The 23,969-nt window shown below is 45.0% G+C and carries 23 protein-coding genes; 19 read left to right on the top strand and 4 right to left on the bottom strand.

All coding sequences use genetic code 11. From position 1 onward, the window contains the following. Positions 1 to 181: 181 nt before the first annotated feature. Entirely contained in the window at positions 182 to 763 is a 582-nt protein-coding gene (locus AB6E54_RS07785; RefSeq protein ID WP_372107063.1) for a nucleoside triphosphate pyrophosphatase, read from the bottom strand. Between the two features lie 149 nt (positions 764 to 912). Here AB6E54_RS07785 and yceD point away from each other — a divergent pair, with 149 nt between their 5' ends. From yceD to AB6E54_RS07710, 15 genes are all read left to right on the top strand, one after another. After that, on the top strand, positions 913 to 1,440 hold the full coding sequence (gene yceD / locus AB6E54_RS07780) for a 23S rRNA accumulation protein YceD (protein ID WP_017062153.1): 528 nt from the start codon (positions 913 to 915) through the stop codon (positions 1,438 to 1,440). Between the two features lie 35 nt (positions 1,441 to 1,475). Continuing rightward, positions 1,476 to 1,646, top strand: a complete 171-nt coding sequence (gene rpmF / locus AB6E54_RS07775) for a 50S ribosomal protein L32 (RefSeq protein ID WP_004737376.1) — start codon at positions 1,476 to 1,478, stop codon at positions 1,644 to 1,646. Between the two features lie 9 nt (positions 1,647 to 1,655). After that, complete coding sequence (gene plsX / locus AB6E54_RS07770) at positions 1,656 to 2,681, top strand: phosphate acyltransferase PlsX (RefSeq protein ID WP_017062152.1); 1,026 nt, start codon at positions 1,656 to 1,658, stop codon at positions 2,679 to 2,681. Positions 2,682 to 2,686: 5 nt separating this feature from the next. Continuing rightward, entirely contained in the window at positions 2,687 to 3,637 is a 951-nt protein-coding gene (locus AB6E54_RS07765; RefSeq protein WP_017054985.1) for a beta-ketoacyl-ACP synthase III, read from the top strand. Between the two features lie 80 nt (positions 3,638 to 3,717). After that, on the top strand, positions 3,718 to 4,641 hold the full coding sequence (gene fabD, locus AB6E54_RS07760; protein ID WP_017063479.1) for an ACP S-malonyltransferase: 924 nt from the start codon (positions 3,718 to 3,720) through the stop codon (positions 4,639 to 4,641). Positions 4,642 to 4,666: 25 nt separating this feature from the next. Beyond that, complete coding sequence (gene fabG / locus AB6E54_RS07755; protein WP_029235138.1) at positions 4,667 to 5,401, top strand: 3-oxoacyl-ACP reductase FabG; 735 nt, start codon at positions 4,667 to 4,669, stop codon at positions 5,399 to 5,401. A 166-nt stretch (positions 5,402 to 5,567) separates the two neighbouring features. Beyond that, a complete protein-coding gene (gene acpP / locus AB6E54_RS07750) occupies positions 5,568 to 5,801 on the top strand; it encodes an acyl carrier protein (protein WP_004737381.1) in 234 nt (77 codons plus the stop codon). Positions 5,802 to 5,894: 93 nt separating this feature from the next. Continuing rightward, a complete protein-coding gene (gene fabF, locus AB6E54_RS07745) occupies positions 5,895 to 7,139 on the top strand; it encodes a beta-ketoacyl-ACP synthase II (RefSeq protein WP_010437291.1) in 1,245 nt (414 codons plus the stop codon). A 104-nt stretch (positions 7,140 to 7,243) separates the two neighbouring features. Beyond that, the gene (pabC, locus tag AB6E54_RS07740; RefSeq protein ID WP_017062150.1) at positions 7,244 to 8,122 is read left to right on the top strand and encodes an aminodeoxychorismate lyase; all 879 of its coding nucleotides are present in this window, start codon (positions 7,244 to 7,246) and stop codon (positions 8,120 to 8,122) included. Next, entirely contained in the window at positions 8,119 to 9,135 is a 1,017-nt protein-coding gene (gene mltG / locus AB6E54_RS07735; protein WP_017062149.1) for an endolytic transglycosylase MltG, read from the top strand. Before pabC ends, mltG begins: the two co-directional genes overlap by 4 nt. 10 nt (positions 9,136 to 9,145) lie before the next feature. Next, positions 9,146 to 9,778 carry a dTMP kinase gene (gene tmk, locus AB6E54_RS07730; protein ID WP_017062148.1) on the top strand — a complete coding sequence of 211 codons (633 nt, stop codon included), beginning with the start codon at positions 9,146 to 9,148 and terminating at the stop codon, positions 9,776 to 9,778. 6 nt (positions 9,779 to 9,784) lie between these two features. After that, positions 9,785 to 10,750, top strand: coding sequence for a DNA polymerase III subunit delta' (locus AB6E54_RS07725; RefSeq protein WP_372107061.1), 966 nt, complete (start codon positions 9,785 to 9,787; stop codon positions 10,748 to 10,750). After that, positions 10,741 to 11,508 carry a TatD family hydrolase gene (locus tag AB6E54_RS07720; RefSeq protein WP_017067206.1) on the top strand — a complete coding sequence of 256 codons (768 nt, stop codon included), beginning with the start codon at positions 10,741 to 10,743 and terminating at the stop codon, positions 11,506 to 11,508. The genes AB6E54_RS07725 and AB6E54_RS07720 overlap by 10 nt, the downstream gene beginning before the upstream one ends. A gap of 445 nt (positions 11,509 to 11,953) precedes the next feature. Then, positions 11,954 to 13,384 (top strand): PTS glucose transporter subunit IIBC, encoded by a 1,431-nt coding sequence (ptsG, locus tag AB6E54_RS07715; RefSeq protein ID WP_102332502.1) that lies wholly within the window; start codon positions 11,954 to 11,956, stop codon positions 13,382 to 13,384. A 229-nt stretch (positions 13,385 to 13,613) separates the two neighbouring features. Beyond that, positions 13,614 to 14,018: a hypothetical protein gene (locus tag AB6E54_RS07710; RefSeq protein ID WP_017062144.1), complete on the top strand. Its 405-nt coding sequence runs from the start codon at positions 13,614 to 13,616 to the stop codon at positions 14,016 to 14,018. Positions 14,019 to 14,110: 92 nt separating this feature from the next. Here AB6E54_RS07710 and AB6E54_RS07705 read toward each other — a convergent pair whose 3' ends face one another. Next, on the bottom strand, positions 14,111 to 14,704 hold the full coding sequence (locus AB6E54_RS07705; protein WP_017067207.1) for an outer membrane beta-barrel protein: 594 nt from the start codon (positions 14,702 to 14,704) through the stop codon (positions 14,111 to 14,113). 145 nt (positions 14,705 to 14,849) lie between these two features. Here AB6E54_RS07705 and AB6E54_RS07700 point away from each other — a divergent pair, with 145 nt between their 5' ends. Together AB6E54_RS07700 and AB6E54_RS07695 are read left to right on the top strand one after the other, a co-directional pair. Further along, the gene (locus tag AB6E54_RS07700) at positions 14,850 to 14,939 is read left to right on the top strand and encodes a YnhF family membrane protein (protein WP_100214626.1); all 90 of its coding nucleotides are present in this window, start codon (positions 14,850 to 14,852) and stop codon (positions 14,937 to 14,939) included. A gap of 55 nt (positions 14,940 to 14,994) precedes the next feature. After that, complete coding sequence (locus tag AB6E54_RS07695; protein ID WP_017063485.1) at positions 14,995 to 16,209, top strand: patatin family protein; 1,215 nt, start codon at positions 14,995 to 14,997, stop codon at positions 16,207 to 16,209. Between the two features lie 159 nt (positions 16,210 to 16,368). On the opposite strand, the gene pyk is transcribed toward AB6E54_RS07695, so the two are convergent. Continuing rightward, entirely contained in the window at positions 16,369 to 17,817 is a 1,449-nt protein-coding gene (gene pyk / locus AB6E54_RS07690) for a pyruvate kinase (protein ID WP_017062141.1), read from the bottom strand. A gap of 319 nt (positions 17,818 to 18,136) precedes the next feature. Here pyk and AB6E54_RS07685 point away from each other — a divergent pair, with 319 nt between their 5' ends. Further along, positions 18,137 to 19,354, top strand: a complete 1,218-nt coding sequence (locus tag AB6E54_RS07685; protein WP_017062140.1) for an ROK family protein — start codon at positions 18,137 to 18,139, stop codon at positions 19,352 to 19,354. Positions 19,355 to 19,522: 168 nt separating this feature from the next. Continuing rightward, complete coding sequence (locus tag AB6E54_RS07680) at positions 19,523 to 20,464, top strand: chemotaxis protein CheV (RefSeq protein ID WP_017062139.1); 942 nt, start codon at positions 19,523 to 19,525, stop codon at positions 20,462 to 20,464. A gap of 333 nt (positions 20,465 to 20,797) precedes the next feature. Here the strand turns inward: AB6E54_RS07680 and AB6E54_RS07675 are convergent, their stop codons facing one another. Then, positions 20,798 to 23,890: an error-prone DNA polymerase gene (locus tag AB6E54_RS07675; protein WP_372107059.1), complete on the bottom strand. Its 3,093-nt coding sequence runs from the start codon at positions 23,888 to 23,890 to the stop codon at positions 20,798 to 20,800. Positions 23,891 to 23,969: the final 79 nt, after the last annotated feature.

Raw genomic sequence — 23,969 nt, 5'->3', positions numbered from 1 at the left:
ACCTTTTTTGTTTTCATCTGTTGTAGAAGATCCCCAAGTCGCTCGTTCCTCGCTCTTGAGGATGACGACTTTTTAAAATCACGCTCTATATCATTAGTTGGTTAGATAAAATTGCGTGTTCCGCCATTCCCTAGACTGACGAAGGAAGGAGTAGGGATCTCTAACAAAGAGAGCGTATCCGTTATAGTACACCCATTCCTTGCGCTTCTAACATATCGACTAGATCGATCAGCGGTAAGCCGATCAAAGTATTTGGGTCTTTCCCTTCCATCTGTTTAAACAACGCGATGCCTAACCCTTCACACATAAAGCTACCTGCGCAGTAATAAGGCTGCTCTTTCTCAACATAACTAATGATCTGTTGCTTAGTTAAATCGCGGAAATGCACTACAAAGGTGTCGAGACGCGTGTCAGCTTCATTGGTTTCGTTGTTCCAAACCGAAAGCCCAGTATAAAAAATAATGCTCTTGCCGCTTTGACGAGATAACTGCTCGATCGCTTTTTCTCGAGTGTGAGGCTTACCAATGATCTCTCCATCAATTACGCAAACCTGATCAGAACCAATGACTAAGCTAGGTTGCTCCACAACACAAGACTTAGCTTTGGTCTCAGCAAGACGCATCACTAACTGTTGTGGTGTCTCTTCTGGAAGCGGCGTTTCATCGCAGTCTGGCTTGGCTGTAATGAAGCTTAACTGTAGTTTTTTGAGGATCTCTTGCCTAAATGGTGATGTAGAGGCTAAAACTAGTTGGTAATTTCTCATTTTAATTTACAATTCAAGGAAGCATTTATCTCAGGATAACGTAACTTGTCCTGCTATTCATAATGCTCTGAATAGGAAAGGCAGGAAAGTACATTTTTTTTGCCATTTCCTTTGACTAAACACGATTTGGAAGATAAGATTCGCGCCCTATGCAAAAGGAAAAAATACCGCGTACAGTTGATCCGGCAAGAACGGCTCAAAAACGACTCGATATGGATGGTATCATCCAGGTCAGTCTTTTGAAGCGTTTAACTGAAGCAACTGAAGGCGTAAAACGTGACGCGCAAGTCTCAATGTCATTTGGGCTTGATGAACAACGATTAGTCGTTATCTCTGGTAAAGCTAACGTCGAAGTCGATTTAGAGTGTCAACGTTGTAATGAGGTTTTCGCACATGAGTGCGATGTCCAATTTACTTATACTCCTGTTTACAGTGAGAAAAGTGAAGAGGAAGCACCGGAAGAGTACGATTTGGTAGATCTGAACGAGTACGGTGAGTTAGACCTGATTCAATTAGTTGAAGACGAGTTCATCCTTGGATTGCCACAAATAGCAATGCACGACGATGCGAAATGTAGCGTTAACTCAAATAACTTGGTGTTTGGTGAACTTCCTGAAGAAATTGAGGAAGACAAAAAGCCGAATCCATTTGATGTTTTAAAAAGCTTAAAGAAGTAATTGCTTCTTTAAGAATTTACATAGGAGTAGGGTCAATGGCCGTACAAAAGAGCAAGAAATCACGTTCAATGCGTGGCATGCGTCGTTCACACGATGCGCTAACTACAGCTGCACTTTCTGTAGACGCAACTTCAGGTGAAACTCACCTACGTCACAACGTGACTGCCGAAGGTTTCTACCGCGGCAAAAAGGTTATCAACAAGTAAGGTTGACCTTTGCAAAATCTAACCGTTGCGCTTGATGCAATGGGCGGGGACTTCGGTCCTCGTGTAACAGTGCCTGCCGCCGTGCAGGCACTGTCGTATTTCCCAGAGCTAAAAGTCATTCTAATAGGTGATCGAAACGCGATCACATCTCAATTATCTTCATTAGGTCGAATGCCTGATTCTCGTTTGAGTATCCAGCATTGTGATCGAGTCATTTCCAATTCTGAAAAACCTTCACTAGCCTTACGTAATAGTCAGGGTAGCTCTATGCGTGCCGCTATCGATCTGGTTGCCGAATCACAGGCTGATGCTTGTGTGAGTGGTGGTAACACTGGCGCACTGATGGCTTTATCCCGTTTCAGACTCAAGCTTCTTCCCGGTATTGATAGGCCTGCATTGGTTTCAGCTTTGCCTACTGCATCCGGAAATCGCACATGGATGCTTGATTTAGGGGCGAACGTTTCTAGTGACGCAGATTCACTGTTTCAGTTTGCTGTCATGGGCAGTGCATTAGCAGAACAACATTTAGGTCGCGCACCACGTGTCGCTATCTTGAATATCGGTGCAGAAGAAATTAAAGGCAATGACCTTGTAAAACGATGCGCTGAAATGTTGTCTAATACTCAGTCTGTGAACTTCATAGGCTATATTGAAGGTAATCAATTACTTCAAGATGCTGCTGATGTCGTCGTATGTGATGGTTTTGTGGGCAATGTCTGCTTAAAAACGTGCGAAGGTACGGCTCAGCTCTTTATTGATAAGCTAAAAACGCGCATGATGGCTTCAACAATAAAGGGTTGGATAGCCAGAATGCTGTTTTCTGAGCTATTTACTGAATTAAAAACCTTGAACCCCGACCAGTATAACGGCGCAAGTTTGTTAGGATTGCGCGGCATTGTCATTAAAAGTCATGGAAGTGCTGATGTGTCTGCAGTCGTCAACGCGATTGGTGAAGCAGTACACGAGGTCAAACGACAAGTCCCCAGCCGCATTAGCGATCGTTTGGAAGCGGTTTTACTCGAGAGGCATTATTAGTCTTCATGTATAGCAAAATTTTAGGTACTGGCAGCTACTTGCCATCTCAGGTGCGTACTAACGCAGACTTAGAGAAAATGGTAGAGACTAGCGATGAGTGGATCGTTGCTAGAACGGGTATTAAAGAGCGTCGTATTTCAGCGGAAAACGAAACCGTTGCTGATATGGCGTTTTACGCTGCTGAAAATGCCATTGAAATGGCAGGTATCGACAAAGAAGAGATTGATTTAATCATCGTTGCGACAACCAGCAGTAGCCACACATTCCCGTCTTCGGCATGTCAGGTACAAGGCAAGCTTGGTATCAAAGGCTGCCCTGCGTTTGATTTGGCTGCAGCGTGTTCTGGTTTTGTCTACGCACTGTCTGTTGCTGATCAACACATCAAGACTGGCATGTGTAAGAACGTTTTGGTAATTGGTGCTGATGCACTGTCAAAAACCTGTGATCCGACTGACCGCTCTACTATCATCCTATTTGGTGATGCAGCAGGCGCGGTGGTTGTAGGCGCAAGCGAAGAGCCAGGTATTTTGTCTACTCATATTTACTCTGATGGTAAATACGGTGAGCTTCTAAGCCTAGAAGTACCAGAGCGCGGCGGTGATGCAGACAAATGGCTGCACATGGCGGGCAACGAAGTATTTAAAGTGGCGGTAACTCAGCTTTCTAAGCTAGTTAAAGACACCTTAGCGGCGAACAATATGGATAAGTCAGAGCTTGATTGGTTAGTTCCACACCAAGCGAACTACCGTATTATCTCGGCAACCGCTAAAAAGCTGACGATGTCGCTTGATCAAGTAGTGATTACTCTTGATAAGCACGGCAATACGTCGGCAGCTACCGTACCAACGGCCCTAGATGAGGCTGTTCGCGACGGGCGAATTAAACGTGGTCAAACGCTTCTACTTGAAGCATTTGGCGGCGGCTTCACTTGGGGTTCTGCGTTAGTTAAATTCTAACCCTAAGCGATAATCAACAAACAAGGCACATAACTTATGTGCCTTATTCAATTTTTTGCTTTGCTTAAAGGAAAATTACAATGAGCAAATTTGCTATCGTATTCCCAGGCCAGGGCTCTCAAGCTATCGGTATGCTTGCTGACCTAGGCGAACAGTATGATGTTGTTAAAAAGACATTTGCTGAAGCTTCAGAAGCACTTGGTTACGATCTATGGGCATTGGTTCAAGATGGTCCTGTAGAAAATCTAAATGAAACTTTTCGCACTCAACCGGCTCTATTAACAGCGTCTGTTGCAATTTGGCGTGTATGGCAAGAGCTTGGCCTAGAGCAACCTGTAAATCTAGCAGGTCACAGCCTAGGTGAATATTCTGCTCTTGTATGTGCCGGCGTTATCGACTTTAAAGAAGCGATCAAGCTGGTTGAACTACGTGGTCAACTGATGCAAGAAGCGGTTCCTGCAGGTGTTGGTGCAATGTACGCAATCATCGGTCTAGACGATGAAGCGATTGCTAAAGCGTGTGAAGAAGCTGCGCAAGACGAAGTTGTGTCTCCAGTTAACTTTAACTCTCCTGGCCAAGTTGTTATCGCGGGTAACAAAGCGGCAGTAGAGCGTGCTGGTGCACTTTGTAAAGAAGCGGGCGCTAAGCGTGCACTTCCGCTACCTGTTTCTGTGCCGTCTCACTGTGCACTGATGAAGCCAGCAGCAGACAAGCTAGCGGTGGCTCTAGAAGCTCTAGAGTTCAACACGCCAGCATTGCCTGTTATCAATAACGTTGATGTTATCGCTGAAACAGATCCTGCAAAAATTAAAGACGCACTTGTTCGTCAGCTGTACAGCCCAGTTCGTTGGACTGAAGGCGTACAAGCGATGAATGAGCAAGGCGTTGAGAAGCTACTTGAATTAGGCCCTGGTAAAGTTCTTACTGGTCTAACAAAACGAATCGTAAAAACTATGACAGCTGCTGCAGTTAATGACACTGCATCACTAGAAGCTGCTAAGTAAATAACCACTTAATAGAGAAGTTATGATGAATTTAGAAGGCAAAGTTGCACTAGTTACAGGCGCAAGCCGTGGCATCGGTCGTGCAATCGCTGAACTTTTAGTTGAGCGTGGTGCTAAAGTTATCGGTACTGCGACATCTGAAGGCGGCGCAGCTGCAATCAGCGAGTACCTTGGTGAGAACGGTAAAGGTCTTGCTCTTAATGTAACGGATACTGACTCAATTGCTGCTACACTGAAAACCATCAACGATGAATTCGGTGCGATTGACATTCTAGTTAACAACGCAGGTATCACTCGTGATAACCTACTGATGCGTATGAAAGACGACGAATGGAATGACATCATCGATACTAACCTAACGCCTATCTTCCGCATGTCTAAAGCCGTATTGCGTGGCATGATGAAGAAGCGTCAAGGCCGTATCGTAAACGTTGGTTCTGTAGTAGGTACTATGGGTAACGCTGGTCAAGCTAACTACGCAGCTGCAAAAGCAGGCGTAATTGGTTTTACTAAATCAATGGCTCGTGAAGTTGCGTCTCGTGGCGTTACAGTGAACACTGTAGCTCCTGGTTTCATCGAAACTGACATGACTAAAGCGCTAAATGATGACCAACGTGCAGCAACTTTGGCGAATGTACCAGCAGGTCGACTAGGTGACCCTCGCGAAATCGCTGAAGCTGTGGTATTTTTGGCGTCACCTGCGGCAGCTTATATCACAGGTGAAACACTTCACGTCAATGGCGGTATGTACATGGTGTAAATTATGTGCAACATTTGTGCATGATTTAAGTCAAGATCATACGTAATTTCGGTTAAAATCGTGAAAATTGTGGTTTGACCAGAAAAGTTGACCTTGCAACTTTCAATAGATTGAATAAACTACGGAAAACATCGCATAAAGCGAACTCTGTAAAGGAAAAGAAAAAATGAGCAACCTCGAAGAACGCGTAAAGAAAATCATTGTTGAACAGCTAGGTGTAGACGAAGCTGAAGTTAAAAACGAAGCTTCTTTCGTTGATGACCTAGGTGCAGATTCTCTAGACACAGTAGAGCTAGTAATGGCTCTAGAAGAAGAATTTGACACTGAAATCCCAGATGAAGAAGCTGAGAAAATTACTACTGTTCAAGCAGCTATCGATTACGTAACTAGCGCTCAGTAATAATCTCTCCCAGGCGGTCACCTCGACCGCCTGTGTTTTATCTAACTCATCTATCCTCATCTTAAATCACCTCAATCCCCGGAGTGTAAAATCGTGTCCAAGCGTCGTGTAGTTGTCACTGGCATGGGTATGTTGTCACCGGTAGGCAACACTGTAGAATCTTCTTGGAAAGCCCTGCTAGCTGGTCAAAGTGGTATCGTTAATATCGATCATTTTGATGCAACCAATTTCTCAACTCGTTTTGCAGGTCTAGTTAAAGACTTTAACTGCGAAGAGTATATGACTAAAAAAGATGCTCGTAAGATGGACTTGTTCATCCAGTACGGCGTCGCAGCAGGTATTCAAGCTTTAGATGATTCAGCCCTAACTATTACTGAAGAAAACGCTCCACGTGTGGGTGTTGCTATCGGTTCTGGTATTGGTGGTCTTGGTTTGATCGAAGCCGGTCACCAAGCTCTAACTGAAAAAGGCCCTCGTAAGATCAGCCCGTTCTTCGTACCGTCGACGATCGTGAATATGATTGCTGGTCACATGTCTATCATGCGTGGCCTACGCGGTCCAAACATCGCGATTTCTACTGCATGTACGACTGGCCTACATAACATTGGTCACGCGGCTCGTATGATTGCATACGGCGATGCAGACGCAATGCTAGCGGGTGGTGCTGAAAAAGCATCAACTCCACTAGGTATGGGCGGTTTTGGTGCGGCTAAAGCACTTTCTACTCGTAACGATGAGCCTCAAAAAGCTTCTCGTCCATGGGACAAAGGCCGTGATGGCTTCGTTCTTGGCGACGGTGCAGGCATGATGGTTCTTGAAGAGTACGAACATGCGAAAGCTCGTGGCGCTAAGATTTACTGTGAGCTAGTTGGCTTCGGTATGTCGGGTGACGCTTACCACATGACATCTCCAAGTGAAGATGGCTCAGGTGGCGCACTAGCAATGGAAGCGGCTATGCGTGATGCTGGCATTACTGGTGAACAAATCGGTTATGTAAACGCACACGGTACTTCGACTCCTGCAGGTGACGTAGCGGAAGTTAAGGGCATCAAGCGTGCTCTTGGCGAAGCAGGCAGCAAGCAAGTATTGGTTTCTTCTACGAAATCAATGACAGGCCACCTTCTAGGTGCTGCTGGTTCTGCTGAAGCTATCATCACGGCTATGTCTCTGGTTGACCAAATTGTTCCACCAACAATCAACCTAGATGATCCTGAAGAAGGCTTAGATATTGACTTAGTACCTCACACTGCGCGTGAAGTTAGCAACATGGAATATGCTGCATGTAACTCATTCGGTTTCGGTGGTACAAACGGCTGTTTGATCTTCAAAAAGATTTAATCATCTTATTAAAGACGTAAACACTCGTAGATAGTCACAATTAGACTTGTTTTTAAACGGCTTGATGCTTTAGCATTGAGCCGTTTCTTTTTATGGGGAAAAACATGTTTTGGGTTGATGGAGAAAGCCAGCAAACTATCGATATTTTGGATCGCTCGTTTCAGTACGGAGACGGCTGTTTTACGACAATGCTCGTGAGTGATGGTGAGATACAACATCTTCACGATCATCAGCACCGTGTCGACGAGTGCCTTAAAGCGCTACGCATTTCTGCTCTTGATTGGGATGTTGTTAGTCTTTGGCTCGATACTGCGCTTCAACACATCCAACATAACGCTCTTCATGGCACAAAGAGCCTTGATGGTTCAAAGAAGCTCCATAACGCCAACAAGCCTCATAATCAAAAAGCAGGGATCAAGCTGCACGTTAGTCGTGGAGCGGGTGGGCGTGGCTACAGTACCAAGAATATCGCCAAGCCGACAATCACCATCAGTACCTTTGATTACCCAAGCCATTATTCAGCGTGGCAAGACTCCGGTGTTGAACTCGGTATCTGCCATCAAGCGCTAGGTTTGAGCCCACTACTGGCTGGCCATAAGCACAATAATCGCCTTGAGCAGATTTTGATGAAAGATGAAATGGATCAAGCTAATGAAGTGGATGGCGTGGTTCTTGATATATCGGGCAATGTGATTGAAACCACCATGGCCAATCTGTTCTGGCGCAAAGGTCAGTCGATATACACACCTCAACTCACTCAAAGTGGTGTCGCGGGGGTTATGCGTAAGCAAGTGTTAACCGCGCTGAATCAGGCTGAACTTTCCGTTACAATTAGTGACTACTGCTTATCTCAACTCATGCAAGCTGATGAGGTTTTCATGACAAACTCCATTTTAGGGGTTGCCCCAGTTACCCGTATTAGTGATACCCAATTTAACATTGGAACCATTACTCGTAGCCTTCAAGGACAACTAAACTCGTGATCAAAAAGTTATTTATTTTTATTATCTTGTGCTTAATTGCAGCCGGTGCTGCTGGTTTTTATGTTTACAACCAAGCGCAAGATAACCTGAAACAAGTTATTCAATTAGAAAAACCACAAGTCGTGACTGTTGCTTCAGGTAGCAGCTTTAACCGCGTTCTAGCCCAGTTGATTAACGAGGGGCTGTTTGAGGCTTCTCCTTACGAGAAATTAATCCGTAAGTTACATCCTGAGCTTGTAGACGTAAAAGCGGGTACTTTCCTGCTTGAACCGGGTTTAACCTTAGAGCAAGCGCTACAGGTGCTTGTAGAAGGGAAAGAACACCAGTTTACTATTACCTTTGTTGAAGGCAGTCGTTTTGACGAATGGCTTGTTCAGCTAAAAGACAACGAATTCATTCAACAGACATTGGATGGCGTTTCTGAAAAAGAGATCGCTGAAAAGTTGGGTATTGAAAACGAAAAGCTAGAAGGTCTCTTCTTAGCAGAAACGTATCACTACACCTATGGCACCACTGATTTAGATTTGTTGAAGCGCGCGCATCGAGACCTAATGAGCGTGGTGAATGAAGAGTGGGAAAATCGAGCGGATAAGCTGCCTCTTAAATCGCCATACGAAGCGTTAATTCTTGCATCTATCATTGAGAAAGAGACCGCTGTTGCGTCAGAACGTGAGCGTGTTTCTTCTGTGTTTGTTAACCGTCTAAACAAGCGTATGCGTTTGCAAACTGACCCAACGGTTATCTATGGCATGGGTGACAGCTACGATGGCAACATCCGTAAGAAAGACTTACGCACGCCAACGCCTTACAACACCTATACAATGAGTGGCTTGCCACCGACACCTATCGCTATGGCAGGCAAAGCGTCTATCAACGCGGCGTTGAATCCAGAGAAGAGCAACTACTTGTATTTCGTTGCGAGTGGAACAGGTGGGCACGTATTTTCAAAGAGTTTGACTGAGCATAACCGTGCAGTGCGAGCTTACTTAAAGCAATTAAGAAAAAACAGATAAAGAAATAATTATGAATCAGTCGAAATTTATCGTGGTTGAAGGCCTTGAAGGCGCTGGCAAAAGCACAGCAATCAATGCCATCGTTGAGACATTAAAAGCATCGGGTGTTGAAGATATTGTTAATACTCGCGAGCCGGGTGGTACTGTCTTAGCTGAAAAGATGCGTTCATTGGTTAAAGAAGAGCACGAAGGCGAGAAGCTTCAAGACATGACTGAATTGCTGTTGATGTATGCAGCACGTGTTCAATTAGTCGAGAACGTCATCAAGCCGGCACTCGCCAATGGTCAATGGGTATTGGGTGATCGTCATGATATGTCTTCACAGGCATACCAAGGTGGTGGTCGCCAGATCGCGCGCACGACTATGGAATCACTGAAAGCAACCACGCTAGGCGGCTTTAAACCCGATCTAACGCTATATTTGGACCTAGACCCTAGAGTAGGGCTAGAGCGTGCTAGAGGCCGTGGTGAGCTTGATAGAATTGAAAAGATGGACATCTCATTTTTTGACCGAACGCGTGAGCGCTATCTAGAAATTGCAGAACAAGATGATTCTGTACTTGTGATTAACGCGCAGCAAGAAATTGAGCAAGTAGCCGCTGATATTAAAGTCGCGCTAACTGCTTGGCTCGACAAACAGTAGGTAGTCATGGCTGAAGTGTATTCTTGGCTCACACCGGTATGGAGTGAGTGGAAAAAAAGTCTCGATGCGGAGCGTTTTCCTAACTCTGTGATTGTTAATGCACCGGGAGGGCTCGGCGTTGATGCTTTGATTAGCCAACTTACCGACGCATTGATGTGCACGAACTATGAAAGCGAGTCGTGCGGGTTTTGCCACAGCTGTGAGTTAATGAAGTCGGGCAGTCATCCTGATTTTCATGTGATCTCACCCGAGAAAGAAGGTAAGTCGATCACGGTTGATCAAGTGCGTGCCAGTAACCGCTGGGCTCAAGAGTCTTCTCAGTTAGGTGGTTTGCGCGTTATTTTGCTTAACCCTGCTGAAGCAATGAACGAATCGGCTTCCAACGCACTATTGAAAACTCTGGAAGAGCCATCAAGCAAGTGCATCTTCATTCTGTCTACTCGTAACAGTAATCGCTTAATGCCGACTATTATTAGCCGTTGTCAGCAATTCAATGTGGTTAGTCCGCAGTTAGAGACAGCATCAGCGTGGTTAGATGGTGAAGTGGGCAAAGCGGTACCGCAGTATATTTTAGCACTCAATGACAACGCGCCTTTAAAAGCAAAAGCGATGTTTGAGCAAGGTGGCGTTGAAGCTTCAACAAAAGCGCTCGATGGCTTTGTGAATGTGATAAAAGGCACTCAACCTGACATGCTAAAGTTCTCTACAGAGCTTAGCAAAGACCCTTTGATTCAACTTGGCTGGCTTTGGCATCTATTGTCAGATGTACAGAAGCTGCATTTTGGTTTGGCGAATCAGGCTTTCACTCCGAGTGCGAAAGCACTGTGTGAGGCGATGTCTTATCAAAGTGCTTATGCAGCATCGAATAAACTGCTGACATTGATTGAGCAGTTAAAGCAACACCCTGGGCTCAATACGGAGCTACTCATAATGAATTGGCTGATAGCCACTTGCGAGGAAACATGTTCGTAGATTCCCACTGTCATTTAGACAAACTGGATTACCAAGATTTACACACCAGCGTAGAAGATGTGGTTAACAAGGCGAAGGCTGCTAATGTAGACCAATTGCTTTCTGTCGGTGTGACACTCGATTCGTTTGAAAATATGCTCGAGATGATCTCGCCGTTTGATAACGTTAAAGCCTCTTGTGGCGTTCACCCTCTCGATGTTGAAAGTGATTTCAGCCTAGAGACAATGCGTGAATACGCGAGCAACCCTAAGGTTGTGGCGATTGGAGAGACAGGTTTAGATTATCACTACCAACCAGAGACGGCGGAGCTGCAACAGCTACGATTTAAGCAGCATGTTGAGTTAGCCGTTGAGCTGAATAAACCTTTGATCATTCACACTCGTAACGCACGTGAAGACACATTAGCTATTTTACGTGATGGCGGAGCTGAGAAGTGTGGCGGTGTGATTCACTGCTTTACCGAAGATCAAGCATTCGCTGAAGCAGCAATGGAACTAGGTTTCTATATCTCAATTTCAGGCATTGTGACCTTTAAGCAGGCTACAGAACTTAAAGAAGTTGTTAAGAACCTACCGCTAGACAGGTTGCTGATCGAGACAGATTCTCCATATTTGGCGCCCATTCCATATCGTGGGAAGCAGAATCAGCCTGCATATGTCGTCGAAGTGGCGGCCTACATTGGGCAATTAAAAGGTGTGTCGATGAAAGAGGTTGCCGAACAAACGACCAAAAATTACCAAAAACTTTTTTTGCGATAAAAATCTAAGTAAACAAATAAAAGGGAGCAAAAGCTCCCTTTTTGTGTTTTTGATCACCAAAAATACGTTTTTTTTTAATGTTTACGAATTATGTTGAACTTGAGAGCGCTAATTATAACATTTGTAATTTTGTTACTAAAAATAACATTCGCTCCTATTTTATTTACCCAGTAAAATAATAGGGCTCTTGAAAAATACTTATATATTTCAATGCATTAAACACTTGTAAAGCATTGCATTTCTAGATTTGACATGTGATCCAAGACGTGTTTTGAAACTAAATTTCGTAAGTGACTAGAAAGTTAGTTCCCCATCAATATATATTTAGCGGCAGAAAATATAATGCAATACATGGTTACATTTTCGCAGGGTGCTAACATATAGGCTACGGGGGTGTGCCGTTAGAACCCAATATAATTATTTTATCTTTATCAGGAGCATAAACATGTTTAAGAACCTTTTTGCTAGCCTGCAGAAAGTTGGTAAGTCTCTGATGCTTCCAGTATCAGTTTTACCAGTTGCGGGTATTTTGCTAGGTGTCGGTGCAGCAGATCTTCCTTTCATTCCAGAAATCGTTTCAAACTTAATGGAACAAGCTGGTGGTTCAGTATTCGGTCAAATGGCACTACTGTTCGCAGTAGGTGTTGCACTTGGCTTTACTAACAACGATGGTGTAGCGGGTCTAGCTGCTATCGTTGGTTATGGCATCATGACTGCTACACTTGGCGTAATGGCTGGTGTAATGGGCGTTGATAAAATCGATACTGGTGTACTAGGTGGTATCCTAGTCGGTGGTGTTGCTGCTTGGGCATTCAACCGTTTCTTCCGTATTCAACTACCAGAGTACCTTGGCTTCTTCGCTGGTAAGCGTGCTGTGCCAATCATCACAGGTTTCTCTGCGATTGGTCTAGCAATCCTACTATCTGTAGTATGGCCACCAGTTGGCGGCGCTATCTCTGCGTTCTCTGATTGGGCTGCTCACCAAAACCCACAAGTGGCGTTTGGTATCTACGGTATCGTTGAGCGTTCTCTAATTCCATTTGGTCTTCACCACGTTTGGAACGTACCTTTCTTCTTTGAAGCTGGTACTTGTGTAAACGCTGCTGGCGAAACTCAAAACGGTGTTCTTACTTGTTACTTAGTTGCTGATGACGCATCTCGTGCAGCGGGCAATGGCTTCGGTCAGCTAGCTGGTGGTTACATGTTCAAGATGTTCGGTCTACCTGCTGCTGCAATCGCGATTGCACACTCAGCTAAGCCTGAAAACCGCGCTAAAGTAATGGGCATCATGGCTTCTGCTGCGTTGACTTCATTCCTAACGGGTATCACTGAACCAATCGAATTCTCTTTCCTATTCGTTGCTCCAGTACTGTACGCAATCCACGCTCTACTAGCTGGTTCTGCATACGTTCTTGCGAACACTCTAGGTTTTGTACACGGTACATCTTTCTCACACGGTCTAATCGACTTCCTAGTTCTATCTGGCCACGCGTCTAAGATGGGCCTAATGGTTGTATGTGGTATTGCTTACGCTGCAATTTACTACATCGTATTCCGCACTGTGATTAAAGCTCTAGACCTTAAAACTCCAGGCCGTGAAGACGAGACTGAAGAAGAGTCAGTTGCGACTGGTTCTGAACTTGCTGGTGAGCTAGTTGCTGCATTCGGTGGCAAAGCGAACATCACTGGTCTTGACGCTTGTATTACTCGTCTACGTGTTGCAGTAGCTGATACAGCTCTTGTTGACCAAGACAAGCTGAAGAAACTAGGCGCTGCAGGTGTTGTAGTAGTAGCGGGTGGCGTACAAGCTATCTTCGGTACTAAGTCTGACAACCTTAAGACAGACATGGATGAGTGGATCCGTAACAACGGTTAATTCTCTGATTCAATAAATTGAAAGGAGGCCGAAAGGCCTCCTTTTTTGTTTTCTGCTCTATGAAAGATCTATTGTGCTTAATCTCCATTAACTCAGGTACTTATCATTCAACTCGATCATTTGATGGTCGTTCCCAAATTTTTCGTGTCTTTTATCTTTTACCCAGCGATGACACCTTTTGCTGAGATTCCAGTAGACTTCCGTTTTTTAAGTACAGTCTGAGAATATTATGAAACATCGTTACTTGATCGGCCTTATGTGCTGCAGCGGAGCCTCGTTTGCTCAAGCTTCTGAAGCTCCAGCTTTGGAAGTTGGACTCGCCATTGACCAAGACCTGAGTGTCGTTGTGGAATTTGATCAGAAATACCGTGCTACGATTGGCAATGACGGCGCTGCCTTTGATTACATTTTGAAGCGTGGTCAGTTCGAGACTGAAGCTCCGTTGAGCTGGTACGTCGGTGCTGGTGCTTGGGCTGAATGGAATGACGACTTTGGCTTACGCTTGCCGTTAGGCGTGAAAGTGAATTTCTACGAAGGTTGGAATGCTTACGCTCAAGTTCACCCTGAACTCGATATGTATAAAGGTGTTGAGTTGCAAGTGGGCGGCGCTTTAGGTGTTACCTATAAGTTCTAACCTGAACTAAAACCGTTTTAATAATGAAAAAACCAGCATTTAGCTGGTTTTTTAGTTTGGGCCGATCTTATATTTTTGCTTCATTGAGCCGCTTAGAAAGTAAAACTCAGTCCGACATTGGCTTGGAATTGGTTCATCCAGTCGGTATCAAAGCGAATGATGCACTCTTGCCCGTTATTTGGGATATTACAAACACCGGAGGTATCGTTGTCGACAACCGTGCCTAACCAACGTACTTGTGTGTTCAACGCTAGTCGGTCACTAAATTTGTACTCTAAGCCACCAAAGATAGAAGTTGAGAATCCATACTTATCTTTTGCCCAGTCTACATCGACGTAAGAAGCACCCAGGCCTAGCCCTAGATAACCCGACAACACAGGCGAAGCAGGGTAGTAGATGCTGCTTTGAAGGTGCAGGTATTGGATGGAGGAGCTTAGGTTAAGCGTTTCTAATTCCGAGCTCTGATTGGAGTAGAAGAAGCCGATGCGTCCTTTTTCAAGTGGCGTTTCAATGGCAAAGGTGTAATTTTCAGAGCCTTTCATGTCATAGGTTTTACCGTCCTGGTCTTCGACACTGCCACCGCCGGTATAACCTACCATAGGTGTAATGATGATCTCCGGCGAAGCATACGCGCTTGAAACGGAGAGAAGCGTAATCAGTGCCATCATATTTGCTTTGTTATTCATGAGTATATCCTTATCCATACACTTACTAATTGTGATGGTTACATCAATATTGTGCGACTAATTTCGACGATTCTTGAAGATACTTCACACACCTGATAGTACTTAAATAGAGACTCGACAAATTAATAATAAGCCAGAGGTGTCTATGGACCATAATCTGAAAAATGCCCTACAAATTACCGTGTTTATCTACATGATCATTCTTTCATTTGGCTTTATTGCGATTGGTAGTTAATACCATCTATTGCGAGGCTGAGTTTTGATACTCAGGGAATAATGAATAATGAATAATGAATAGTGGGATTATAACCAATATTGATACAGCAATAGACTTGGATTATTACGCTAAGTTTATTGCTGGAAAAACAGCACTGGTCGCTCAAGGTGGCGGACAGAGAAGTATTTTTACTTCTGGAGTGCTGGATGCCTTTCTTCTCTCAAATTTTGACCCCTTCGACGAATTTTTTGGTACCTCAGCAGGTGCTCTCAACTTATGTGCTTATCTGTGCCGTGATAAAGGCCTTGGACGTTCTTTTGTTCTCGACCTCACAACCTCACCAGAGTTCTTCAATCTCTTTTCCTATATACGACACAGAAAGAACCTAGGATTAGAATGGGCGCTAGAACAAATCATGGCTTACCCATATAAGCTCGATCTGGATTTAGGGCGACAAACGCTAGGCGATCGCCACTTCTATGCGGCTGTAACGGATTCCAAAGACTTACGAGACCACTACTTCCCATTATTGGGCGAAGATTGGTACAAGGTGATGATTGCGACCTGTGCTATTCCTCGCTTGTACAATGACGAAGTCTTTATTGGTGACAGTGCTTATGTGGACGGTGGTGTATCGGCGTGTATCCCAGTTCAGGAAGCGTGGCGAAGACAAGCTCGTTCTATTGTGGTGATTCGTACTGAGCCAGTGGTGGAGGAAGGTAATACCCATTTGGTTGAAGCACCAGTTAAGGGATCTTCAGTCAAAGCGCCTAAACCTATATCTGCAGAAGAACTGGAGTGGTTCCGCGAATCTTTCGACAGTGTTCAAGGCCATTGGCAACAGAAAGTGGAACAGTGGAAAACCGACTGGACCTCTTTCTTCCAACAACAAATTATGCGCTCAAAAGAGCAGAAGCGTGACCGTGGGCATTTAGACCTGCTGAACGGTGGTCGCTGGCTATTTGGTGCAGATGATATTTATCGCTTAAGTCATTTAATCGGAGATAAGTTTGATTCAGGGTTGGCTGACATGCTGATGGTGCATTATCAGACCTACTCATTGACTCAGGATTTTTTGAATTCGCCACCAGACGACGCGTTTGTGGTTCAGATAGCACCTAGTCAAACGCTTAAATCGAGCTCATTAATGAGTCATAAAGATGATTTACTGCATGATTACGAATTGGGTTTAGAAGCCGGTTACCGATTTGTGGAGACCTATACCTCAACGGAAAACGCTCGCAACTCGCATATGCCACAGTTAGCCACCATTGCTGCGGGTAACTAATTCCCGAAGTTGATGAGCTAGCATGCTGTGAGCTCGTTATGCTGTTTAAGCAGATTTTAGTGAGTCGTGTTCTGAAATGAAAAAGGGTTATTGAACTTGGTTCGATAACCCTTTTAAGTTTTTGAGATTAGGCGAATCGTTTCGCCTTAAGGTCAAATATTAGGTGACAGGCAAGATTCTCATACAGTTGGTTGACCCTGCTACATCCATAATGTCGCCTTGAGTGACGATCACTAGGTCACCAAACTTAAGGTGTCCTTTCTCTTTCAAGCAAGTGAGTGTAGATAGTGCAATGTCAAAGCTGTCTTCGGCTTCTGTCTCGAAGTAGATTGGTGTCACACCTCGGTATAAGGTACAGCGATTAAGCGTTCCTTCGTTACGAGACAGCGCGTAGATCGGCATGTCGGCACTCAGGCGAGACATCATCAATGCGGTGCGGCCTGACTCGGTGAGAGTGACAACGCCTTTAATGCCTTCCATATGGTTTGCAGAGTAGATGGTCGCCATCGAAACGGTTTCTTCGGCAGTAACAAAGGTGCGGTCAATACGGTAATTGGATTGGTTATTAATGCCTGCCATTTTTTCCGCACCAATACAGACTTCAGCCATCGATTTTACGGTCTCGACTGGGTAGTCACCAGCTGCAGTTTCACCAGACAGCATCACAGCATCGGTGCCATCGAGTACGGCGTTGGCAACATCCATAACTTCGGCACGGGTTGGCATTGGCGCAGAAATCATTGATTCCATCATCTGAGTTGCGGTGATGACAGTTCGGTTAAGCGCTCTGGCACGGCGTATAAGCTGTTTTTGTACTCCGACTAACTCAGGGTCGCCAATTTCCACTCCGAGGTCACCACGAGCCACCATGACCACATCTGAGGCCATTATGATGTCATCCATGTTCTCAACTGTAGCTACTGTCTCTGCTCGCTCCACTTTTGCGACGAGGTGAGCTTCTAAGCCGGCTTCTCGTGCAAGCTGACGAGCATAGTGCATGTCTTCACCATTACGAGGGAAAGACACCGCTAGGTAATCCACTTTGATTTGTGCGGCGGTGACGATGTCGCGCTTGTCTTTTTCTGTTAGCGCTTCTGCGGAAAGGCCACCCCCTTTTTTGTTGATGCCTTTGTTATTTGAGAGTGGGCCGCCAATGATGACTTCGGTATGAACGCGACAGCCTTCCACTTTGGTTACTTTGAGTTGAACACGACCATCGTCAAGCAACAGTATATCGCCGGCGGATACGTCGTTAGGCAGTTCTTTGTAATCAAGGCCAACGGCTTCTTGATTGCCTTCACCTAAACCTAGGCTGCTATCGAGAGTGAACAGGTCGCCTACGGCAAGTTGGATTTTGCCATCTTTGAATGTCGACACACGAATCTTGGGACCTTGTAAGTCTCCGAGAATGGCGATTTGAGTACCGTGTCTTTTTGCTATTGCTCTGACTTTTTCTGCGCGTTGTATATGGTCGTCGCTGGTGCCGTGAGAGAAGTTCATACGGACTATATTGGCACCGGCTTTGATGATCTCTTCAAGCACGTTACCTTTATCAGTAGAAGGGCCTAGCGTTGTGACGATTTTCGTTTTTCTTAATTCGGCTGTCATGAATACTCCTAGAGTGAGGCCAAGTAATCTTTTAAAAGACTGAATTAAGTATATGCATTAATTGATAATTTATTGGGAGCTAGGAGGATATTTCTTGATTTGCCTTTAATTATTGAATTCAGGGCTCAAATGCGATGTTTTATTCTGAAAATTAAGTCGCAAATTATCGATGTGGGTGTTAATTTTCCTCGAACTATTTGACTCGATACACAAAGATTCATGTATATACGTGATACTGGTCACGGCGATATACCAAGTGACTTCACAATTACTTCGCAAAGTAAAAAAATTACCTCGTTGATGATTTCTGGAGCGTAAAATGTACATGGCTCAACCGGGCCATATTGATCATATCAAACAGGTCAATGCTGGTCGTGTATATAAACTAATTGACCTTAAAGGTCCTATTTCTCGTATCGATCTGTCCAAGCAAAGTGAGTTGGCTCCGGCGAGTATTACTAAAATTACCCGTGAACTCATTGAAGCTCACCTTATTCACGAAACGACGGTTCAAGAAGCCACGACTCGTGGGCGTCCTGCTGTCGGTCTGCAAACCAATAACGAAGGTTGGCAATTTTTGTCGATGCGTCTTGGTCGCGGATACTTGACGATCGCGCTCCATGAATTGGGCGGCGACGTGCTTATCGATACCAAGATTGATATCCATGAACGTGATCAAGACGATGTGCTTGCGCGTCTTCTCCATGAAATCGATGAGTTCTTCCAAACCTATGCCGAGCAACTCGACAGGGTGACGAGTATCGCTATCACACTGCCAGGTCTGGTGAATTCAGAGCAAGGTATTGTGTTGCAGATGCCGCACTATAACGTTGAAAACTTAGCGTTGGGGCCGGAGATCTACAAAGAAACCGGTTTGCCAGTTTTTATTGCCAATGATACCCGAGCGTGGGCATTAGCAGAAAAGCTGTTTGGTAACTCACAAGACAACGACAACTCTGTTCTTATCTCGATTCACCACGGTTTAGGTGCCGGGATCATTCTTGATGGTCGCGTTCTGCAAGGACGTCACGGTAACATCGGTGAGTTGGGGCATATCCAGATCGACAAGGAAGGCAAGCTTTGCCACTGTGGTAATCGAGGCTGTTTAGAAACGGTGGCGAGTTCTCAGGCAATCCGTGAGCAAGTCAAAGAGCGATTGGTAAATGGTGAAGAATCAACGCTAACGGTGTTTGAAGACGTCACTATTGAACAGATCTGTGCTGCCGCTGCTAATGGGGATCCGCTGGCTGTCGAAGTGATTGAACAGTTAGGCCGTTATCTAGGTTCTGCGATTGCGATTGTGATTAACCTGTTCAACCCAGAGAAAATCTTGGTGGGTGGTGTTATCAATCAGGCGAAGAGCGTGTTATACCCGGCGATTCAAAAGTGTATCGAAGAGCAGAGTCTATCGGTTTACCATAAAGACTTAGAGCTGGTGGAATCTCGTTTTTATAAGCAGGCAACCATGCCAGGTGCTGCGCTCATCAAGCAGGCCTTATACGATGGCCAACTGTTAATGAAAGTTATTGAAGGTTAACCCCTTTTTCTCGTCTTGTAGCCTTACCTTGAACCTTTCCATGTACTTAAGCTTTGTATAACATCATTTGTTGTACTTAGTTTAAGCATTCTGTGCATTGGCGCTTTGCTTTAACCTATTGAAGTAGGCTATTGTAGCCACAGTTATTATTTGTCACTAAGGTGTTGTATGTCTGGCGTTTTAAATTCGGTTGATCAGAGAACCAAACTGGTCGGTGAAAACCGTCTGGAACTCTTGTTATTCAGCTTAAATAGTCGTCAACTATTTGCGATTAACGTATTTAAAGTGAAAGAAGTCCTCAAAGTGCCAGTACTCACTCGCTTACCGGGCTCTCATCATCATATTACGGGTGTTGCGTCTTTACGTGGTGAATCGGTGCCTGTTATCGATTTACGCAGTGCCATTGGCTTTCCGCCATCTCGTGCGGAGTCTCAAGAGAGCAACCTGATTATTACGGAATACAACCGAACCGTACAAGGTTTCTTGGTTGGGCAAGTTCGTAATATCGTGAACACGACATGGACAGAAATCCAGCCGCCGCCAAAGACAACAGGCCGTGCAAACTACCTAACCGCTATTACGCATATTCAAGAAGAAGAGCAGCACAAGATCGTCGAGATCATCGATGTTGAGAAAGTGTTGGCTGAGATCATTGATTACGATGTCTCGATCTCTGAAGGCGTTTTAGATGAACAATTAGCTCAGGAGATGATAGGACGCAATGTGCTTATCGTTGATGACTCTTCAACAGCGCGTAACCAGATCAAAGGCACCTTGTCGCAGTTGGGTTTGAACATTATTGAGTGTTGTGATGGCTTAGAAGCACTGACCTTACTTAAGGGCTGGTGTGATGAAGGCAAAGACATCAATCAAGAAATATTGTTGATGATCACCGATGCTGAAATGCCTGAAATGGACGGCTACAAGCTGACACACGAAGTACGTACTGACCCAAGAATGCATGACCTATTCATCACGCTAAATACTTCATTAAGTGGAAGTTTTAATGAAGCTATGGTTGAGAAAGTAGGGTGTAACCGCTTTATTTCTAAGTTCCAGCCAGACCTCTTGGTTGAAGTGACTCAAGAGCGAATGCGTCAGATTTTATAATTAATGCTGCTGTACGGTTTGTTTTGAGTGACCTTATAGAAAACGCTTGCTAATATTCACGCAGCATATTTTTCTTAACGAAATATGCTCAACTACTAGCGTAATTTTTCACACACAATCTAAGGTAGTTCCTCTTAATGATATGGTTAACGTCTAAAGTCGTCATGACTTTGAGCTTATTACTGTATAGGGAATTTAAGAAAAGACGTACGGAAGCTGAAGTTGAGTCATAACCCAACAACTGGAATTGAAGGGAAGCGGATGCTTCCCTTTTTCGTTTTTCTTTCTCTCTTTTCTTTAGCCAATGATCGATTGAGAACAGTTGGTACTTCGCTAATGAAAATCCCGAGATTTGGTTTTCAAGCCAACAATTTCATCGGTAATATCGATAAGTTTTCCCGCGATAACATGCACGACTTCACCTTCTTTTTCTAATATCCCTTGTACTTTTAACGCCTTGGCTGTGAGATAAGCTTGCTGTTGAGCGCGTGCGGTTGCTCCCCATACCACGACATTAATATTGCCAGTGCTATCTTCCAGCGTAACAAAGGTGACACCTGCCGCGGTGCCGGGAGATTGTTTACCTGTGACTAATCCGACAACGGTGACCATAGATTTGTGTCTTTGCTGTATTAAATCTTTCATGTGTGTGAATCGACCTAATCGTCCTGCTTCTTCGAGCAAAGTGATGGGGTGCTTGTTCAATGAAATTCCGACACTGGTGAAGTCTTCGAGTAGATCTTGCATCTCATTGGGCTTGTGCAGTACATGTTCGTCATGTCCTGCCTCAGCATCGTCATAGGCTTGGCTAAACAGAGGTAAATCAGAAGCGGAGTCCATGATCGCCCAGCGAGTCTGGAAGCGGTCTCCAGAAACGTTATGTAGCGCATTGGCTGATGCCAGTATCTCGATATCTTTCTTATTCATCGATAACTGTTTCACCTGGCTAGGGTGGCGATAACCGGTTTGTGGACGATTGGCGAGCACGCTTTGAATCCCATGCTCGCTGAATCCTTTGATTTGTCGCAGCCCTAAGCGAATCGCTAAGCCGTTCTGATGTTCAACGACTATGTGGTTGTCTTGTGAGGCGTTCACACATACTGGAAGAATCGCCACATTGTGTCGTTGTGCGTCTTGTACCAACTGTGAAGGGCTGTAAAAGCCCATGGGTTGGCTGTTCAGTAAAGAAGCGTAGAAGCACTCTGGGTAGTAGCATTTCAACCAAGCGGAGCAATACGCTAACACCGCAAACGAAGCGGAGTGGCTTTCAGGAAAACCGTACTCGCCAAAGCCGCATATCTGTTTAAAGATCTGCTCAGCAAACTCTGTCTCATAGCCGCGCTTTTGCATTCCTTCGATGAGTTTGTTTTTAAACTTAAAGACGTTGCCATTTTTCTTCCAAGCGGCCATTGCCCGTCTGAGTTGATCTGCTTCTCCGCCTGTGAACCCTGCAGCGACCATCGCGAGTTTGATCACTTGCTCTTGGAATATCGGTACACCTAAGGTGCGCGACAGTACTGATTCCACGTCTTTAGATGGATAACTGATTGGCTCAATGCCATCTCGACGCTTGAGAAACGGATGCACCATATCACCCTGAATAGGGCCTGGGCGTACGATAGCGATTTGAATCACCAAGTCGTAATAAGTCTTCGGTTTAAGCCTTGGCAGCATGCTCATTTGTGCGCGTGACTCAATTTGGAATATCCCGACTGTGTCTGCTCGCTGAATCATGCCGTAAACCTGAGGATCGTCCTTAAGGCGAGTGATCTCAGCAATGGTCAGTGATCGCCCGTGAATACGTTTGATCAGGTCGAAACATTTACGAATCGCAGAGAGCATACCCAACGCGAGCACATCAACTTTCAGCAAGCCTAAGGTTTCTAGATCATCCTTATCCCATTGGATAATGGTTCGATCGTGCATCGCTGCATTTTCGACGGGAACCAGCTCATACAAAGGCCCTGAGGATATGACAAAGCCACCGACATGTTGAGATAAGTGACGTGGGAAGCCGATAATCTCATTAACCAAGTGGATAAACTGCTGCCCCTTCAAAGAATCAGGTTGTAGCCCTAATTGAGTGAGCTGAGCCTGCCAACCTAAGCTTTTGTCCCTGCGATTGGTGTTCTTGATGAAGTAGTCGAGCTGAGTTTCTTGTAGCCCTAATGCTTTCCCGACATCTCTCACCGCACTTTTGAAGCGATAAGAGATGACTGTTGCAGCAAGTGCAGCCCGTTCTCTACCGTATTTTTTATAGATGTATTGGATGACTTCTTCACGACGTTCGTGTTCAAAATCGACATCAATATCAGGCGGCTCATCGCGCTCTTTACTGATGAAACGCTCAAACAGCACCGAGATCTGTCTTGGGTCGACAGAGGTGATTTCTAAGCAGTAACAGACCACGGAATTGGCCGCTGAACCTCGACCTTGGTAAAGAATGCCTTGGCTTTTGGCAAACATCACGATGTCATGAATGGTGAGAAAAAAGAAAGGGTAGTCAAGCTCGTCAATTAATCCCAATTCTTTATCTATGATTTGTTGGATGTCGTTAGGTACACCTTGTGGGAAGCGAGTCTGTTTTCCTTTTTCGACCAACATGCGCAGATAACTCATGGGTGTCTCCCCTTGAGGAATCAGCTCACTGGGATATTCGTATCGCAAGCTATTTAAATCAAATTCACACAGCTCAGCGATACGGTTGCTCTCTTCTAGCCACTCCGCTTTGAAGATATGAGAGAGCTTATTGATACTCCGTAAACAGCGCTCGGCATTAGCGAGTAAGTGACTGCCCACTTCGGTAATGGGCTTTTGGTACTTTATCGCAGTGAGTGAGTGCTGTAAGGGTAAGCGGTTAGCATTGTGCATTAGCACGCCACCACAAGCTGTTATCGGCAGTTGATGATGTTGTGACAGCTCAACGCAGTAATCTGTGTACTGCTGGTCGGTTTGCTTTAGGTGTCTTTGTAAGCCGATCCAAAGCCGACCTGAATGGTGCTGAGATAGCCATTGCCCCCAGTGCGCGTCTTCATTTTTCTGTTGAGGAAGCCAAAGAATAAAGCAGTGCTTAGCCGACATGATATCCCACTCAGAGAGCTGATAATGTCCCTTGCTGCTACGACGTCTCGCGTTGGTAATAATACGGCACAGCTCGGCGTAGGCTTGTCTGTTTGGGCATATCAAGACCACTTGGCACTCTTCATTTAGCCAAAACATGCTCCCGACAATTTGCTTGAGTGATAGTTTATGTTGCTTGATCGCAGAGTGAACCTTAACGATGCCCGCGACTGAGCACTCATCAGTAACCGCGAGTGCTTTGTAACGCAAGAAATCGGCCTGTAAAACAAGCTCCTCTGCGTGTGAGGCTCCCTCAAGGAAGGAGTAATTGCTTTGGCAAAATAGCTCTGAGTATTGCTGAGACATAACGTAATCTCACTTAACCATTGCGAGTGAACATGATTGAAAAGGGACGCTGAAATTGAATAAGTAGAACGGAGGAGCT

Source organism: Vibrio sp. 10N.247.311.49, assembly GCF_041467655.1.
GTDB classification, from domain to species: Bacteria; Pseudomonadota; Gammaproteobacteria; order Enterobacterales; family Vibrionaceae; genus Vibrio; species Vibrio crassostreae_C.
This window is presented reverse-complemented; position numbering and strand designations above follow the sequence as displayed.